The organism is Pseudomonas sp. FP2196, from assembly GCF_030687715.1.
In the GTDB taxonomy this organism is placed as follows: Bacteria; Pseudomonadota; Gammaproteobacteria; order Pseudomonadales; family Pseudomonadaceae; genus Aquipseudomonas.
The window spans coordinates 3338108-3355671 of the sequence record NZ_CP117445.1; the positions used below are offsets into that span (position 1 = coordinate 3338108).

Genomic DNA, 17564 nt, shown 5'->3' on the forward strand with positions numbered 1-17564 from the left:
CGACAAAAGGATTTTGGCATGAGCTATCGCACACTGGGCCACTCGGGGTTGCAGGTGTCTACCCTCACCCTCGGCACAATGATGTTTGGCGAACAGACCAGCACCGAGGAGTCGCTGCGCATCATCGACAAGGCCTGGGATCAGGGCATCAACTTCATCGATACCGCTGACGTGTACACCAATGGTCGCTCGGAGGAGATCGTCGGCGAAGCGATTGCCGGCAATCGCCATGAATGGGTCTTGGCAACCAAGGTGGGATTCGGCCCGGTGGACGGCGTACCCAACCGCAGCGGTTTAAGCCGCAAACATATCTTCAACGGACTCGATGCCAGCCTGACTCGGCTCGGCACTGACTATCTCGACATCTATTACCTGCACCGCGAAGACCACAACACACCACTGGAAGTGACGATCTCGGCGATCGGCGACCTGATTCGTCAAGGCAAGATTCGTTACTGGGGCCTGTCGAACTATCGTGGCTGGCGGATCGCCGAGGTGATTCGCGTCGCCGATAAACTTTCCGTTGATCGGCCGGTGATCAGTCAGCCGCTGTACAACATCGTCAACCGTCAGGCCGAGACCGAGCAGATTACCGCTGCAAAGACATATGGTCTGGGCGTGGTGCCTTACAGCCCATTGGCCCGTGGCGTGCTCAGCGGCAAGTACGCGCCGGATGTAACGCCTGACGCCAGCAGCCGTGCCGGGCGTCAGGACAAACGCATTCTGGAAACCGAGTGGCGGGTGGAGTCGCTGCGCATTGCCCAGCAAATTCAGCAATACACTGAAGGACGTGGGGTCGGGATCGTCGAGTTCGCAATTGCCTGGGTACTGAACAACAATGCAGTAACGTCGGCAATTGTCGGGCCGCGCACTGAACAACAGTGGGATGCTTACACCAAGGCCATCGCGGTGAAGATCACGGCAGAGGATGAAGCGTTTATCGATTCGCTTGTGACACCAGGCCATGCCTCAACACCGGGGTTCAACGATGTAAGCCATTTTGTGTCGGGTCGCAAACCGCACCGGGCCTAAGATTTTTCCCTAGCCCTGCAACAGCCGATACAATCGGCTGTTTTTTCATTGAATCGAGCACGATCAAACGGAATCAGTTGATCGTTCGGACATCGCCAGGGATTAATCATGTTCAATCGCCCCGTTGAGGAATCAAAAAAGTCTTTGCGTGGGCTGCTGTTTAATCTACTTGGCGAGAAAAAGCATTGGCGTCAGCCCATTAAGGCCGTAACTACCGGGGATCGCAACCCCTCCATTAATTACCGCGCTGATGTTGATGGACTTCGCGCAATCGCTGTTCTGCTGGTACTGATTTTTCACGGCGGACTGGCGCTTTTCCCCTCCGGTTTTATTGGCGTCGATATCTTCTTCGTGATCTCGGGGTATTTGACGACCTCGATAATCTTGAAATCGCTTAACAACGGCACATTCACTTTTTCAGGGTTTTACACGCGTCGGATCTGGCGATTGCAGCCTGCCGTCATCGCGTTGCTGGCAGCGACACTGATCGCCACAACGCTGCTGTACTTGCCCGATGACTATGTCGACTTTCTGAAAAGCGAAAAGTACACATCGTTAATCATCTCAAACCAGTACTTTTCCAAAGTGACGACGGGTTACGCCACGCCCGATGCGGCAATGCTGCCGCTGTTGCACACCTGGTCGCTGGCCATCGAATGGCAGTGGTATTTGGTTCTCCCACTTGGGATATGGTTGATCAACCGTTATGTGGCGAAAAAAGCCTTCAAAGCGACGGTCTTCGCTTTGACCGTGGCGGCAATGGCACTTGCGTTGTATCTGTCTTACGCGCACCCCGAAAAGAACTATTACTTCTTCACCGCGCGAATCTTTGAATTGATGATCGGCTCCTGTGCCGTGATCTTCAGCACGGACAAGTTCAGACTCAATCACTTCAGCGCTTCCCTGCTCTGCGCGCTCTCGCTCGCCACTATTATCTACTGCGCAACCCGGGTAGATATCGTGTCGGGTTTTCCGGACTACTACGCCATTGCCGTGTGTCTCGCCACCGCAGCGCTGCTTTTTCAGGGCATAGGCGACGCCAGCATCACGTCGAAATTGCTGGCGTTCAAACCACTCGTGTTTATTGGCACGCTCTCGTACTCCCTGTACCTGTGGCATTGGCCGATTCTGGCGGTGATGGCTTACATGGGCATTGCCCTCACGCCGATGATGACGGTCGTGTACTTCGTCTTCACCTTCGTGGTTGCCTGGCTGTCCTTTGTGCTGATTGAAAACAGATATCGAAAAGCCCGGGCTGGTTTTACCAAAACCCTGGTATTGCTGATGATTCTGCCCGCCATCTGCCTGTCGATCCTCCACTCCGCCAGCGAAAGATACGAGGGTTGGCCGAACCGCTTCAACGAAGGCTATACCAACCTGTTCAATGGTTTGAAAGCGGCTGTTCCGGTGAGCCGTGAGGGGTGCCTGGGTGTCAGCGATGGTGCTGATCCCGGCTGCCTGATGGGCAGCGCGCAGGCCGCGCCGCAAGTACTACTGATGGGTGATTCGTTTTCAAATCACTACTGGGGTTTTGTTGAAACACTGGCGACAGATGCCAATCTTTCAGTTCTTGTTCAGGGTTACCCGGCATGTCTGGCGCTGCCGGGAATCTATTTGTACAACTGGAATAAATACAAGAACGCGCTTTATCAAAAGTGCCACGATGCCGCCCAGCGCTACTACGCCATGATCGCGAAGAAGCATTTTCAGTATGTGATTGTTGGCCAGTTCTGGGAGGCCTATCTCACCGATGCCATCGTCACCAAACTGGATGACCCGCGCAGTTATGAATTGTCGCAACAACGCCTGGGCGTGGCGATACGCGAAGCCCTGGATATCATCGTCAAATCAGGAGCTACCCCAGTCTTTTTGGAGAACACCCTGCCAATGCCCCCGGGTATCAACGAGTGCCTGTTAAAACAGGTCAAGTTGCGGGGTTTGATGGGGAGTGCCGAGCAAAGCCGTCTCTGCGCTACAGTGCCATGGGCTGGCGATAAAGACCCCGCGCTGAAAAAACTCTTCAATGACCTGATGGCCGAATACCCGACTTTGATTGTCATCGATCCGAAAGGCACGCAATGCAACGACGGTGCTTGCGTGACACTAGTCGACGGTTTGCCGGTCTACCGTGACATTGGCCACGTGACCGACTACGCCTCTTATCGGTTCGGGGAGATGTACCTCAAGCGCTATGGCAATCCGCTGAAGGCCAGGCCGTAAAAACTGACTACGCTTGTGTGTGTGTGGCAAATAATGAGCATCTGGCCAATATTCAGCACAAAAACCACGTATCCTTCGCGCCCCGTTTGATCACCCACTCGCGAGGACAGTTTGTCTAAAGGTATCGCTCTATCGGTTTCAGCCTCGGTGCTGTTTGCCGTCATGTATTACTACACATCGTTGCTCACCCCGTTGAGTGGCGTGGAAATCTTTGGCTGGCGAATGCTGCTGACGGTGCCGTGCATGACCGTGTTCATGCTCGTGTCCGGCGAATGGCGACGGGTGCTGGAGTTGGTTCGCCTGATGTCGGCAAAGCCGAAATTGATCGGCGGGCTGATTGTTTCGGCCGGCCTGCTCGGCGTGCAGTTATGGCTGTTCATGTGGGCGCCGCTCAACGGCTACAGCCTCGATGTGTCGCTGGGCTACTTCCTGCTGCCGCTGGCCATGGTGCTGACCGGGCGGATTGCCTATGGCGAGAGCCTGTCGTACCTGCAAAAGGTTGCGGTGTTCTTCGCAAGTCTGGGTGTGTTGAACGAGTTGTATCAGGTCGGCGGATTTTCCTGGGCGACGCTGGTGGTCGTGGTCGGCTATCCGTTGTATTTCGTGCTGCGCAAATACCTGAACACCGACAACCTCGGCGGCTTGTGGGTTGATATGACCCTGATGCTGCCGGTGGCCTATTGGTTTGTTCAGGGCGGCGAGCAAGGCCTGGCCGTGTTCGACCAGTATCCGGCGTTGATGTGGCTGATTCCGCTGCTCGGCCTGATCAGTGCTTCGGCGTTGGTGGTCTACATCATTGCCAGCAGGTTGCTGCCGTTCAGTCTGTTTGGTTTGTTGAGTTACGTTGAGCCGGTGCTGTTGCTCGGAGTGGCGTTGTTGCTGGGTGAAAGCATCAAGTCCGGTGAATGGCTGACGTACATTCCGATCTGGTTGGCCGTCGTTGTGCTGGTTTTTGAAGGTTTCAAGCACTTGATGCGGCAACGCAGACCTTAAATTCAACACAAAAAAATCCCGGTTCTGCATCACTGCAGACCGGGATTTTTCATTTCAGTAGCCGGTTACTCGGTCGCGAGTACGCCACGACGCACCTGGTCACGCTCGATCGATTCGAACAGCGCCTTGAAGTTACCCTCGCCGAAACCATCGTCGCCTTTACGCTGGATAAATTCGAAGAACACTGGCCCCATCAGGGTTTCCGAGAAGATCTGCAGCAGCAGACGCTTGTCGCCCTGCTCCGACGAACCATCGAGCAGAATGCCGCGCGATTGCAGTTGATCAACCGGTTCGCCGTGGTTCGGCAGGCGGCCTTCGAGCATTTCGTAATAGGTTTCCGGCGGCGCGGTCATGAAGCGCATGCCGATTTTTTTCAGGTGATCCCAGGTCTTGATCAGGTCGTCGGAGAGGAACGCGACGTGCTGGATGCCCTCGCCGTTGAATTGCATCAGGAACTCTTCGATCTGCCCGGCGCCCTTCGACGACTCTTCGTTCAGCGGGATGCGGATCATGCCGTCCGGCGCAGTCATCGCTTTCGACGTCAGGCCGGTGTATTCGCCCTTGATGTCGAAGTAACGAATTTCGCGGAAGTTGAACAGCTTCTCGTAGAAGTTCGCCCAGTAAGCCATGCGACCGCGGTACACGTTGTGGGTCAGGTGATCGATGATCTTCAGGCCGGCACCGACCGGGTTGCGGTCAACACCTTCGATGAAGACGAAGTCGATGTCATAGATAGAACTGCCTTCGCCGAAACGGTCGATCAGGTACAGCGGCGCACCGCCAATGCCTTTGATCGCTGGCAGGTTCAGTTCCATGGGACCGGTTTCGATGTGGATCGGCTGGGCGCCGAGTTCCAGTGCGCGGTTGTAGGCCTTTTGCGAATCCTTGACCCGGAACGCCATGCCACACACCGACGGGCCGTGCTCGGCGGCGAAGTACGAAGCAACGCTGTTCGGTTCGTTGTTGAGGATCAGGTTGATCGCGCCCTGACGATACAGGTGCACGTTCTTGGAGCGGTGGGTGGCGACTTTGGTGAAGCCCATGATCTCGAAGATCGGCTCCAGAGTGCCAGGGACCGGCGATGCGAGCTCGATGAATTCAAAGCCCATCAGGCCCATTGGGTTTTCGTATAAATCTGCCATGGTGGCGCCTCATCATTTCTTATCAATTAACCAGGGTTATTTGTCAGTAATGCTGAGACCGGTGGGTGGCGCACAGGAGATGCCACGCACACTGCGGGCGAGGAAGTCACCGTAGATCAGTTGAAACCCGAATATCTTCATTGTCGACCCAAGGCTCTTGCGGGCGAGGCTTCTGCTGCCAGAAGACGAATTATTATTGTATGCGTAACCCGATTCTACACAGCGTAAACAGGGTTTGTCTGCCCTCTCTATAAAATCCGCTTTTTTGGCGCTCGTGCAAGGAGATTGTTGCAAACGCATATTGCCCTGCATTCCGCAGATCCCCGGCACATGGCCAGCGCGGCTACTTATAGAGTTGGCCGCACGCATAGCTGACGATGAGCGGCGCAAGCGTGAACGGCCATCTATCATCCCCTCTAACTGAGCAGTTTCTCAGTGATGCGCGGTTGCCCGACCTGCATTCAAGATCCCACTTTCATGCGACAGGATGCGCTCATGCCCTTAACCATAAGAACCCGCCGCAGGCGCACGACCCGCATCGTCATCACGCTGTTCAGTGGCTTGCTCCCGGTTTTACTGGGCAGCGTAATTCTTTATATGCAGGCCGGACGAACGCTGCAGCAAAGTTCACAACAGACCGCCGAGGAGGCGTTGCGTCAGTTTGAGTTGATGCTCGACAACACCGCCCAAGCCGCTCAGGAATTGCTGCCACTGGCCGGCCAACGCTGCGAAGACGTCAAATTGGCCCTGCGCGAGCAAGTGACCCGCCGACCTTTCGTGCGCTCGACCAATCTGGTGTGGGACGACAACCTCTATTGCAGCTCGTTGTTCGGAAACTATAAGGAAGCCGTCAATGCCGGCGACTACAACGATGGAAAGTTGTGGTTGATGAACGGCAACCCGGTGACGCCCAATACGGCATTGCTGGTGTATCGACTCAGTGAAGGTCGCGGCGGTGCATTGACGACGCTGGACGGCTATCACTTGAGCAACATGCTGCGCCTGATCGGCCGGCAGACGTTGCTGTTGCTGCAAGTGGGCGACAACTGGTTGTCCGCCGATGGCAAAGTCCATCAAGGTGCCCTGCCCGCTTTACCGGTAGCGCAAAGCATGCTGGATTCTTCGCGCTATGCATTCAACGTGTCTGCCGGGTTTCCCAAGGGTGAAACCTGGCGTTATATGGCCCACGAATACCCGCCGCTGTTCAGCCTGCTGATTTTTTTTGGTGTGGTCTCGGGCGCAATCGGGCACGTCTTGCAAAAGCGCTCCACTTCGCCGAGCCATGAAATGCTCCGCGCCCTGGAAGCCGGCGAGTTCATTGCGTACTTCCAGCCCGTGGTTCATGGCGATAGCAAGAAATGGTCGGGTGCCGAAGTCCTGATGCGCTGGAATCACCCCAAGGAAGGCCTGGTGCGTCCGGATCTGTTTATCCCGTTCGCCGAGCATTCGGGCCTGATCGTGCCGATGACCCGCGCCTTGATGCAGCAGACCGCAGCATTGCTCGGGCCACAGTCATCGACCTTCGCCACACCGTTTCACATCGGCATAAACATCACGGCAAGCCATTGCCAGGATCTGGTACTGGTGAAGGATTGCCGCGAGTTTCTCGCCGCCTTCGCTCCCGACAGCATCCACCTGGTGCTGGAGCTCACCGAGCGCGAGCTGATCGAGCCCACCGACACGACACGACAACTGTTCGAACAATTGCGCGCGCTGGGCGTGATGATCGCCATCGACGACTTCGGCACCGGTCATTCGAGTCTTGGTTACTTGCGTAAATTCAATGTGGACTTCCTCAAGATCGACCAGAGCTTCGTTGCCATGATCGGCATCGATGCGCTCTCACGACACATATTGGACTCCATCATCGAACTCTCGGCCAAGCTTGATCTGGGCATTGTTGCCGAAGGTGTCGAAACTCAGGCGCAAGCCGACTATCTGACCGCACACAAGGTCAACTTTTTACAGGGTTATCTGTACGGCAAGCCTATGCCGGCGGCAGACTTCATTAGTGCATTAAGTCACCATTAACTAAATTGATTTAAGCGTCGTACGCCGACATGACGCACCAAATTGATACAAAAAGTCCACTACTGTTACATGAAGACAACATCAGGATTTACTCCTGAGGCATTAACAACTACAATTTTTCTTGCCTGCGCAAAGATTGGCAGGTGAGCCAATTATCACCGAGTCGCTACAAGGCTCTTGGCTTATAGCTTTGTTTGCGGTTGGTATCAGCCAAATACACTATTGGAGTAAAGATATTGTCCAGACTCGCTGAATTTCGTGCAGCTGAAAAAGCCCTTCAGGAACAGCTCAAGCAGCTGGAATCGCTGAAGAACGATGCCGGGCTCAAGAAAGAAATCGAATTCGAAGAAAAGCTCCAGGGGCTGATGAAAACCTACGGCAAAGGTCTGAAAGACATCATCGCCATTCTCGATCCGAACCCGGCCAAATCCGGTCTGCAAACCTCCGCAGCACCTAAAACCCGCCGCGCTCGCGTGGTCAAGGTCTATCAGAACCCGCATACCGGTGAACTGATCGAGACCAAGGGCGGCAACCACCGCGGCCTGAAAGCCTGGAAGGAGCAATACGGTGCCGGCACCGTTGATTCCTGGTTGCGCGGTTAATCTGACGCCAACAAAAAGCCCTGCATACGCAGGGTTTTTTTATTGACAATATCTAACAAATGAAATGAATTTCATCATTCAAGTTGTTACTTTTCTGTAGCGTTGCCCAGCCAGTAAGCTAAACATTTTGCTGCGCGATGTTGCGATCCAGTGCAACGTTAAACTTTATGCTTAATCCCTTCGGGTATCTATCCCTGCCTTGAATAGAGCAGGCGTCTAAAGTTTGAGGCTGTTTTTCACTGCGGCTATTTCGTCTGAGCTCGCCTTATAAACCTCGGCCTGACCGGCATAGGAAAGGACATAAGCCTTATCCGCTTCGATGGCTGCGACGAGCGTTTGCGATAACACATGCCGACCGTTTTCAGTCACGGTGCAAGTCGTCTCCAGAGCAGACAAAGAACCGAGCGTCGCTGGATGCACCTTGTTGCAGACACTTTGATAACCCCCCTGAAAAAAATCCTTTTGTATCGACTTGCGCATTTCCAGCAACACGCCCTGCAAATTGACCTGGTGACCCGGCTCCACCTGAGTCATGGTCAACTCCATCACCATCACTTGATTGCCATCGGCATCATTCTTCACGGCCCGCTGCCGGAAAACCTGCGGCGCCGTATCAGCCAACTCTTCGACCTCCCAACCTGCGGGCCAAGTGATGCTGGGCGGATCGGCAAACACGGCCGGCGCGACAAACGCCAAGCCAAATAAAACAAACAGGGTTTTAAACAGTCGGATCATCGCCGGCAACACTCGCAGATTGAGCCACAAAGTCTGAGGCCCACCCGCACACAGAGCAAGCCCGCGCTTTGGGTTTGGCGATGCCGGCAGGCATGCGTATCATTGCGCCCATTCACTCGCCCCATTGTTACGGAGGGCCTATGAGCCTGCACGAACTGAACACTTTCCCTGGCGTTACTGCCACCCCGGACAGCGCAACCCACAACTTCGTTTTCAACCACACCATGCTGCGTGTGAAGGACATCACCCAGTCGCTGGACTTCTACACACGCGTGCTGGGTTTCTCGCTGGTCGAGAAACGCGACTTCCCGGAAGCCGAGTTCAGCCTGTACTTCCTGGCCCTGGTCGACAAAGCGCAGATCCCGGCCGACGCAGCTGCCCGCACCGAATGGATGAAGTCGATCCCGGGCATTCTGGAATTGACCCACAACCACGGCACCGAAAACGATGCTGAGTTTGCCTATCACAACGGCAACACCGACCCGCGTGGTTTCGGCCACATCTGCATCTCGGTGCCGGATATCGTCGCCGCTTGCGCGCGTTTTGAAGAACTGGGCTGTGATTTCCAGAAACGCCTCTCCGATGGCCGCATGAAGAGTCTGGCGTTTATCAAGGATCCGGATGGTTACTGGGTCGAGATCATTCAGCCAGCGCCGCTGTAAAAGCAAAAGCCCCTCTCCCTCGGGAGAGGGCTGGGGTGAGGGGCAGCTTTTCACGCGCAATAAAAAACCCGTGATCGCTCACGGGTTTTTTATTTCTGGTCTGACGCTTACGCCGGAGCCGAAGTACGGATCAGGTGATCGAACGCGCTCAGCGAAGCCTTGGCGCCCTCGCCCACCGCGATCACGATCTGCTTGTAAGGCACTGTGGTTACGTCACCGGCAGCAAAGATGCCCGGGACCGACGTTTCACCACGGTTATCGACAATGATCTCGCCGCGTGGCGACAGTTCGATAGTGCCTTTGAGCCAATCGGTGTTCGGCAGCAGACCGATCTGCACAAAGATCCCTTCCAGCTCGACAGTGCGCAGCTCGTCAGTATTGCGATCCTTGTAGCGCAAGCCGTTGACCTTTTGCCCGTCGCCGGTGACTTCAGTGGTTTGCGCACTGGTGATCACGGTAACGTTCGACAGGCTGTGCAACTTGCGCTGCAACACGGCGTCGGCACGCAATTGCACGTCGAACTCCAGCAGTGTGACGTGAGACACGATACCGGCCAGGTCGATGGCCGCTTCAACGCCAGAGTTGCCGCCGCCAATCACCGCGACACGCTTGCCTTTAAACAACGGGCCATCGCAGTGCGGGCAGTACGCCACACCTTTGTTGCGATACTCCTGCTCGCCCGGCACGTTCATTTCACGCCACCGTGCACCGGTCGCCAGAATCACGCTCTTGGCTTTGAGGGTCGCGCCGCTGGCGAAGCGGACTTCATGCAGCTCGCCGTTTTTGCCCGGAATCAGTTTGTCGGCGCGCTGCAGGTTCATGATGTCGACGTCGTATTGTTTGACGTGTTCTTCCAGCGCAGTGGCCAGTTTCGGGCCTTCGGTTTCCTGCACGGAAATGAAATTTTCGATGGCCATGGTGTCCAGCACCTGACCGCCGAAACGCTCAGCCGCAACGCCGGTACGAATGCCTTTACGTGCGGCGTAAATAGCGGCCGAAGCACCGGCCGGGCCACCGCCGACGACCAGTACGTCAAAGGCTTCTTTGGCGCTGATTTTCTCGGCCTGACGCTCGATGGCGCCAGTGTCGAGTTTGGCAAGAATTTCTTCCAGGTCCATACGGCCCTGGCCGAAGTTCTCACCATTCAAGTAGATGCTTGGCACGGCCATGATCTTGCGATCGTTGACTTCGTCCTGGAACAGCGCGCCGTCAATGGCGACGTGGCGGATGTTCGGGTTGAGCACGGCCATCAGATTCAGTGCCTGAACGACGTCCGGGCAGTTCTGGCAGGACAGCGAGAAGTAAGTCTCGAAGCTGAACTCGCCTTTGAGCGAACGGATCTGTTCGATCACTTCAACACTGGCTTTCGAAGGATGGCCGCCGACTTGCAGCAGCGCCAGCACCAGCGAAGTGAATTCATGGCCCATCGGGATGCCGGCGAAGCGCAGACTGATGTCGGCACCCGGGCGATTGATCGAGAACGATGGTTTGCGAGCATCGTCACCGCTGTCGATCAGCGTAATTTGGCTCGAAAGACTGGCAACGTCTTTCAGCAGTTCCAGCATTTCACGGGATTTCGCACCGTCGTCGAGAGACGCAACGATCTCGATCGGCTGGGTGACCCGTTCCAGGTACGATTTCAACTGGGCTTTAAGATTGGCGTCCAACATACGGGCGATTTCCTTTATTTGAGGCGAAAAAAAGCCCGAGCGAAACTCGCCCGGGCTTTTCTATTGGGCGGTGCAGCTTACTTAAGTAGGTGCGGAGTTCCGCCCTGAGTTGCGTGTCACAGACTTAGATCTTGCCGACCAGGTCCAGGGACGGAGCCAGAGTGGCCTCGCCTTCTTTCCACTTGGCTGGGCAAACTTCGCCCGGGTGAGCAGCAACATACTGAGCAGCCTTGATTTTGCGCAGCAGCTCGGAAGCGTCACGGCCAACGCCGCCATCGTTCAGTTCAACGATTTTGATCTGGCCTTCAGGGTTGATCACGAAGGTGCCACGATCAGCCAAGCCAGCTTCTTCGATCAGTACGTCGAAATTGCGGGAGATGACGTGGGTCGGGTCGCCGATCATGGTGTATTCGATTTTGCCGATGGCTGGCGAAGTGTTGTGCCAGGCAGCGTGAGCAAAGTGGGTGTCGGTGGAAACGCTGTAGATCTCTACGCCCAGCTTCTGGAAGGCAGCGTAGTTGTCAGCCAGGTCTTCCAGTTCGGTTGGGCAAACGAAGGTGAAGTCAGCTGGGTAGAAGAACACAACCGACCACTTGCCTTTCAGGTCAGCGTCCGAGACTTGAACGAAGTCGCCGTTTTTGAACGCGGTAGCTTTGAACGGTTTTACTTGGCTGTTGATGATAGGCATTGATGACTCTCCGTCAGGGGTTATGAAGTTGATGGGGTGAATCCTACCCACTCACTCGACGGATGGCTCATTGGCAAACCTGATGCTGCTGATTTGTTTTCGCTATTAGCTGACTGTATTAATAGAAGAAAACGATATCTACGACGAAGCCGGGTTATCCGTAATCCGAGCCATTCCTTGAAAGGGGCTGACTTCAACATAGCGCATGGCTGACTGCATGTCCTTCCAGCCTACGTAACTCATCAGGGATTTGAGATCCCAGCCGCTTTGATGCGCCCACGTTGCGAAGCCGCGGCGCAACGAGTGGCTGGTGTAACGTTCCGCGGCAATCCCGGCACGCTCCAGCGCCTGGCGCAACAACGGGATGATGCTGTTGGCATGCAAGCCCTCCTCGCTCAAATTGCCCCAGCGATCGATACCGCGGAACACCGGACCGCGCACTAGCGCCACTTCGGTGATCCAGTCGATGTAAGCCTGCACCGGGCACAGCTTCAACAGTGCCGGGGTCTGGTAAGTCTGACCAAGGTTTTCCCGATCGCCTTTGCTGCGCGGCAGATACAACGTAATGCCACGTCCTGCGTGCGCTTGCACATGCTCAATCTGCAAGCGGCACAACTCATCACTGCGGAAGCCGCGCCAGAAGCCCAGAAGAATCAGCGCCCGGTCGCGATAAGCCTTGAGCAACAACGGACGATCCTGTTGTTCTCTGGCGGTTTGAATCTCTTGTTCCAGCCAATCGACAACCCGCTCCAGATCCTGCAACTGCAAAGGCTCGGCCTGTTTTTCCTGCGCCGGATGCAGCGCCCGAATGCCTTTGAACACCTTGCGCACCATCGGCGCCTTTGTCGGATCGGCAAACCCCTGACTGTTGTGCCATTGCGCCAGCGCAGATAAACGCAACTTCAATGTGTTGATCGACAGCACGCCCGCATGCGCCACCAAGTAACGCGCAACACTTTCTGCGGTGGCCGGCAAGAAACCACCCCAGGTGATTTCGAAATGCTCGACGGCCGCGCGATAACTGCGGCGGGTGTTGTCACGGGTGGCGGCTTGCAGATAGCGATCGAGGTCGCTCATGGGCTGTTTTCTCGCTGGCGTACTGATTCAAGGATGCAGAAACGCATTTTGCCGTCTGACACTGGGTAATACCAGTATATCCCGCCTCTTTAATTTCAAAGATTTACCTTTATTTTCTAGATGGTACACTTCGTACTTTAGTGGCATGTACCACAGTACGTAACCGTAGGAGTTCACATGGCCCGTGGCGGCATTACCAAAGCGCTGGTTCAGATCGCGCGCACAGCGATCCTGGCCCGCGGGGAACACCCGAGCATCGATGCCGTACGCATTGAAATGGGCAATACCGGCTCGAAAACCACGATCCATCGTTACTTGAAAGAGCTGGATGATGGTGCCCAACCGACTGAAGCCTCAGCGGAACCCATCGATGACGAACTGACCGCACTGGTCTCGCGCCTTGCCCAGCGCCTGAAGGAACAGGCCCAAGAGCCCATCGAGCAGGCACGCGAACAGTTTGAAGAGCTGCGTGAAGCGCTTGAATCGGAGCTGAAACAGACGCGCCAGGCACTGGAACAACTGGAGCAACAACACGAGATCCAAGGCGCCGCACTGGAGCGCGAGTCGGAAGCTCTGAGCAACACCCGCTCGATGCTGCAAACCGAGCAAACCCGCAATGCCGGCCTCAATCAGGCATTGGCCGACTTTGAGTTGCGCTTGCAGGACAAAGACGAGCAGATCCGCTCACTGGAAGAAAAACACCTGCATGCCCGCGATGCGCTGGAGCACTACCGCAACGCCACCAAAGAACAGCGCGAGAAAGAACAAAGCCGCCATGAAGGCCAGGTGCAACAGTTGCAGGCAGAAATTCGCCAGGCGCAACAAAGTGCGCTGGTCCGTCAGGATGAGATCACTCAACTGCACCGTGACAACGAACGCCTGCTTACCGAAAACCGCGGCACCCAGCGCGAACTGAGCCTGATGCAGGATCAGCTCAAGCACAGCAACCAGCGTCAGGATCAACTGCTGGAGCAAGCGACCCGCGTCGACAGCGAGCGCACCCTCCTCCAGGAACGCTTGCGTGTGGCACTACTGGAAACCCAGACGCTCAAACAGAACGTCGAAGAGCAAACGCAGCTTAATCAGTCATTCGAGAAGGAATTGAGCAAAGCTCGGGCGAGCCTGGAAGAGAGCCAGCGTCTGGCGGCTACCGTTGCGGCAGCGCCAGACTCGGCCAAACCGAAAGACGCTTAAGCGCCGACCGGCGTACGCATGGTGACAAACTCTTCGGCGGCCGTCGGGTGTACCCCGATCGTGTCGTCGAAGTCGCGCTTGGTCGCGCCAGCCTTCAGCGCGATCGCCAGACCTTGCACAATCTCGCCGGCATCCGGGCCGACCATATGGCAACCGAGCACTTTGTCGGTCTTGCCGTCGACGACCAGCTTCATCAGCGTTTTCTCCTGACATTCGGTCAGGGTCAGCTTCATCGGCCGGAAGCGGCTCTCGAAGATCACCACATCGTGACCTGCATCGCGCGCCTCTTCCTCGGTCAAACCGACAGTGCCAATGTTCGGCAGACTGAACACTGCCGTCGCAATCATCTTGTAATCCACCGGACGGTATTGCTCCGGCTTGAACAGACGCCGCGCCACCGCCATGCCTTCAGCCAACGCCACCGGCGTCAATTGCACGCGACCGATCACATCGCCCAACGCCAGAATCGATGGCTCGCTGGTCTGATACTGCTCGTCGACCTTGATGAAGCCTTTGTCATCGAGCTGCACGCCAGTGTTTTCCAGCCCCAGATTGTCCAGCATCGGACGGCGACCTGTGGCGTAGAAGATGCAATCTGCCTCCAGCACGCGGCCATCCTTGAGCGTGGCTTTCAGGCTGCCGTCGGCTTGCTTGTCGATGCGCGCAATATCGGCGTTGAATTGCAGATCCATGCCACGCTTGGTCAACTCTTCCTGCAAATGCTTGCGCACCGAACCGTCGAAACCGCGCAGGAACAGATCGCCACGATACAGCAGCGTGGTGTTGGCGCCAAGACCGTGGAAAATCCCGGCAAACTCCACCGCGATATAACCGCCACCGACCACCAGAACCCGCTTCGGCAGCTCTTTGAGGAAGAACGCCTGGTTGGAACTGATTGCGTGCTCATGCCCCGGAATTTCCGGAATCTGTGGCCAGCCGCCGGTGGCGATCAGGATGTTTTTCGCCGTGAAGCGCTCACCATCAACCTCAACCTCGTGCGGGCCGACGATCTTCGCGTGCGCCTCGTGCAGGGTTACACCACTGTTGACCAGCAGATTGCGATAGATGCCGTTAAGGCGATTGATCTCGCGATCCTTGTTGGCGATCAGCGTGGCCCAATCGAAATGCGCTTCACCCAGACTCCAGCCGAAACCGGATGACTGCTCAAAGTCTTCGGCGAAGTGAGCGCCATACACCAACAGCTTTTTCGGCACGCAGCCAACGTTGACGCAGGTACCACCCAGATATCGGCTTTCAGCCACCGCCACTTTCGCGCCGAAACCGGCAGCAAACCGCGCAGCGCGAACACCGCCGGAACCGGCACCAATCACATAAAGGTCAAAATCGTAGGCCATTTCTATCTCCTCGGCAGGCGATCAGCATACCTGCAGTCACCTATTGGGCAAGCACTGCCATTCATATAGGGGCGGAAAATGAAAAAGCCACCCGAAGGTGGCTTTTTCGTACAGACGGATCAAGCGCTATCAGTAAGCCTTGCCAGTCTTGTAGAAGTTTTCGAAGCAGAAGTTGGTTGCGTCGATGTAGCCTTCAGCGCCACCGCAGTCGAAACGCTTGCCCTTGAACTTGTAGGCCATTACGCAGCCATTCTGGGCTTGTTTCATCAGGGCGTCGGTGATCTGGATTTCGCCGCCCTTGCCTGGCTCGGTCTGCTCGATCAGGTCGAAGATGTCCGGGGTCAGGATGTAACGACCGATGATTGCCAGGTTCGACGGAGCATCTTCCGGCTTTGGCTTCTCGACCATGCTGTGAACGCGGTAGATGTCGTCGCGGATCATCTCGCCGGAGATAACGCCGTACTTGTTGGTTTCCTGCGGATCGACTTCCTGGATGGCCACGATCGAGCAGCGGAACTGCTTGTACAGCTTGACCATCTGGGTCAGTACGCCGTCGCCTTCGAGGTTGACGCACAGGTCGTCCGCCAGCACCACGGCGAACGGTTCGTCACCGATCAGCGGGCGACCGGTCAGGATCGCGTGGCCCAGACCTTTCATTTCGGTCTGACGGGTGTAGGAGAACGAGCACTCGTCCAGCAGTTTGCGGATGCCAACCAGGTATTTCTCCTTGTCGGTGCCTTTGATCTGGTTTTCCAGCTCGTAGCTGATGTCGAAGTGGTCTTCCAGAGCACGCTTGCCACGACCGGTAACAATCGAGATTTCAGTCAGGCCAGCGTCCAGAGCTTCTTCAACGCCGTACTGGATCAGTGGCTTGTTTACCACCGGCAGCATTTCTTTGGGCATGGCTTTAGTCGCTGGCAGGAAGCGAGTACCGTAACCGGCTGCTGGGAACAAGCATTTCTTGATCATATAAGTCCTTGAAAAGGCTGTGTGTACGAGTTTCGGCGCAGTCTAATCAGGCGGCGTGCACCTTACAATGCCCCGCACTGGCTAACCGATGCCAACATAGAGAAATATTCTGTCTGATAGTTCCATCGGCATTTTTGCGCAACCCGATCAGCGTAGCATCAAAGAAGCCGGCAAGCGGAACCACCATACGCTCATCGCCCCCCAATACGAGCATTTGCCGGTATCATGGCGACTTTGAACCAGCGAACGAGACAGATAGATGGCCGCGGTAAAAATCATCAACGGGTATGTGATCGACAAGAAAGACGGCAAGTGGACTCTGACCACTACCAATGGCGAACACATCGCCGGGCCGTTCGACAGCGAACAGCTGGCGACTGATGTAGCGTCGGTGTTTACCGATACCCCAGCGTCGGCAAAGCGTCGCGGCAAAGATAAAGATCAGGATTGATCTCCAGCGGCGCAAGCACAGCCCTGCCATCGCGCAGGGCTTTTTTGTGTCTGGCCAAACAACATTCGCAAACAAGTGGCCAATCGCTATAACCTTTTCACACCGGCGCTGTCAGAGCGTCTAGTCCCCCCCTCGCTGAAGACGACAACTATGAACACGAAAGGATTTTTGCCACTGATCGCGGTACTGGCACTGAGCGGCTGTGCCACTTCAGAGCCCACCACCCTGAATAACGGCGAACAGGGCCTGACCATCGACTGCTCCGGTGAAGCCAACTCCTGGGCCACGTGCTATGAGAAGGCAGACGCCTCTTGCGCAGGCACTGGCTATCGCATCGTCGGCACCGACGGTACGCCAGCGCCAAAGGAAAGCGACAAGACTCTGGGCGTCGATGTCGGCAACTACAAGAACCGCAGTGTGGTGGTGGTCTGCAAATAGACGCTACATGTGAATTTCAGCGAATTTGATTCCAAGCCCGCGTACGACTTCGATCAGATCGTCGAGTCGATTGAATGACTCGACTTCGTCGTTCTCGTCCACCAGGAAGTAGCTGCGGCCGGCGCTTTTCTTGAAAAACACGATCCACTCGCCCGAGTTCGCCGGGTTCTGGATGACATGGGTGGCAGAGATAAGGCCCTCTACATGGCGCTCCCGCACTTGCTCTCGCTTCATCGCGACTCCATAAATGAAAATGCCGTCACAGCATGACTGTGACGGCATCGATGCTGATGACCCACAGTCTA

The 17564-nt window shown here is 55.9% G+C and carries 17 protein-coding genes; 9 read left to right on the forward strand and 8 right to left on the reverse strand.

The features are described 5' to 3' along the window. Positions 1-18 precede the first annotated feature (18 nt). The 3 genes from PSH79_RS14855 to rarD all read left to right on the forward strand — a co-directional run bounded on the left by PSH79_RS14855 (position 19) and on the right by rarD (position 4245). On the forward strand, positions 19-1032 hold the full coding sequence (locus tag PSH79_RS14855; RefSeq protein ID WP_305438047.1) for an aldo/keto reductase: 1014 nt from the start codon (positions 19-21) through the stop codon (positions 1030-1032). Between the two features lie 108 nt (positions 1033-1140). Next, entirely contained in the window at positions 1141-3252 is a 2112-nt protein-coding gene (locus tag PSH79_RS14860; protein ID WP_305438049.1) for an acyltransferase family protein, read from the forward strand. A gap of 111 nt (positions 3253-3363) precedes the next feature. After that, the gene (gene rarD, locus PSH79_RS14865) at positions 3364-4245 is read left to right on the forward strand and encodes an EamA family transporter RarD (protein ID WP_305438051.1); all 882 of its coding nucleotides are present in this window, start codon (positions 3364-3366) and stop codon (positions 4243-4245) included. 65 nt (positions 4246-4310) lie between these two features. Here the strand turns inward: rarD and hppD are convergent, their stop codons facing one another. After that, positions 4311-5387 (reverse strand): 4-hydroxyphenylpyruvate dioxygenase, encoded by a 1077-nt coding sequence (gene hppD, locus PSH79_RS14870; RefSeq protein WP_123531147.1) that lies wholly within the window; start codon positions 5385-5387, stop codon positions 4311-4313. Positions 5388-5882: 495 nt separating this feature from the next. Here hppD and PSH79_RS14875 point away from each other — a divergent pair, with 495 nt between their 5' ends. Both PSH79_RS14875 and PSH79_RS14880 read left to right on the forward strand, forming a co-directional pair. Further along, positions 5883-7418, forward strand: a complete 1536-nt coding sequence (locus PSH79_RS14875; RefSeq protein WP_305438053.1) for an EAL domain-containing protein — start codon at positions 5883-5885, stop codon at positions 7416-7418. A gap of 236 nt (positions 7419-7654) precedes the next feature. Then, on the forward strand, positions 7655-8020 hold the full coding sequence (locus PSH79_RS14880) for a histone-like nucleoid-structuring protein, MvaT/MvaU family (protein ID WP_305438055.1): 366 nt from the start codon (positions 7655-7657) through the stop codon (positions 8018-8020). 216 nt (positions 8021-8236) lie between these two features. On the opposite strand, the gene PSH79_RS14885 is transcribed toward PSH79_RS14880, so the two are convergent. Further along, a complete protein-coding gene (locus PSH79_RS14885; RefSeq protein ID WP_305443981.1) occupies positions 8237-8755 on the reverse strand; it encodes a DUF4946 domain-containing protein in 519 nt (172 codons plus the stop codon). Between the two features lie 140 nt (positions 8756-8895). Between PSH79_RS14885 and gloA the strand changes: the two genes are divergently transcribed. Further along, positions 8896-9417, forward strand: coding sequence for a lactoylglutathione lyase (gene gloA / locus PSH79_RS14890; protein ID WP_305438056.1), 522 nt, complete (start codon positions 8896-8898; stop codon positions 9415-9417). Positions 9418-9524: 107 nt separating this feature from the next. On the opposite strand, the gene ahpF is transcribed toward gloA, so the two are convergent. The 3 genes from ahpF to PSH79_RS14905 form a co-directional block, all read right to left on the reverse strand. Then, positions 9525-11087 carry an alkyl hydroperoxide reductase subunit F gene (ahpF, locus tag PSH79_RS14895; RefSeq protein ID WP_305438057.1) on the reverse strand — a complete coding sequence of 521 codons (1563 nt, stop codon included), beginning with the start codon at positions 11085-11087 and terminating at the stop codon, positions 9525-9527. 124 nt (positions 11088-11211) lie between these two features. Further along, complete coding sequence (ahpC, locus tag PSH79_RS14900) at positions 11212-11775, reverse strand: alkyl hydroperoxide reductase subunit C (RefSeq protein WP_003224621.1); 564 nt, start codon at positions 11773-11775, stop codon at positions 11212-11214. A 138-nt stretch (positions 11776-11913) separates the two neighbouring features. Next, positions 11914-12852, reverse strand: a complete 939-nt coding sequence (locus tag PSH79_RS14905) for a site-specific integrase (RefSeq protein WP_305438063.1) — start codon at positions 12850-12852, stop codon at positions 11914-11916. 177 nt (positions 12853-13029) lie between these two features. Between PSH79_RS14905 and PSH79_RS14910 the strand changes: the two genes are divergently transcribed. Continuing rightward, positions 13030-14046, forward strand: a complete 1017-nt coding sequence (locus PSH79_RS14910) for a DNA-binding protein (protein WP_305438064.1) — start codon at positions 13030-13032, stop codon at positions 14044-14046. On the opposite strand, the gene gorA is transcribed toward PSH79_RS14910, so the two are convergent. Then, positions 14043-15401, reverse strand: a complete 1359-nt coding sequence (gene gorA, locus PSH79_RS14915) for a glutathione-disulfide reductase (protein WP_305438065.1) — start codon at positions 15399-15401, stop codon at positions 14043-14045. The genes PSH79_RS14910 and gorA overlap by 4 nt on opposite strands. Before the next feature lie 129 nt (positions 15402-15530). Beyond that, positions 15531-16370, reverse strand: coding sequence for a UTP--glucose-1-phosphate uridylyltransferase GalU (gene galU, locus PSH79_RS14920; protein ID WP_105345983.1), 840 nt, complete (start codon positions 16368-16370; stop codon positions 15531-15533). Between the two features lie 259 nt (positions 16371-16629). Between galU and PSH79_RS14925 the strand changes: the two genes are divergently transcribed. Together PSH79_RS14925 and PSH79_RS14930 are read left to right on the forward strand one after the other, a co-directional pair. Next, positions 16630-16821 (forward strand): hypothetical protein, encoded by a 192-nt coding sequence (locus PSH79_RS14925; protein WP_305438067.1) that lies wholly within the window; start codon positions 16630-16632, stop codon positions 16819-16821. 150 nt (positions 16822-16971) lie between these two features. Continuing rightward, positions 16972-17259 carry a hypothetical protein gene (locus PSH79_RS14930; protein WP_305438068.1) on the forward strand — a complete coding sequence of 96 codons (288 nt, stop codon included), beginning with the start codon at positions 16972-16974 and terminating at the stop codon, positions 17257-17259. 3 nt (positions 17260-17262) lie between these two features. Here the strand turns inward: PSH79_RS14930 and PSH79_RS14935 are convergent, their stop codons facing one another. Next, positions 17263-17493, reverse strand: coding sequence for a hypothetical protein (locus PSH79_RS14935; RefSeq protein WP_187679913.1), 231 nt, complete (start codon positions 17491-17493; stop codon positions 17263-17265). Between the last annotated feature and the right edge of the window lie 71 nt (positions 17494-17564).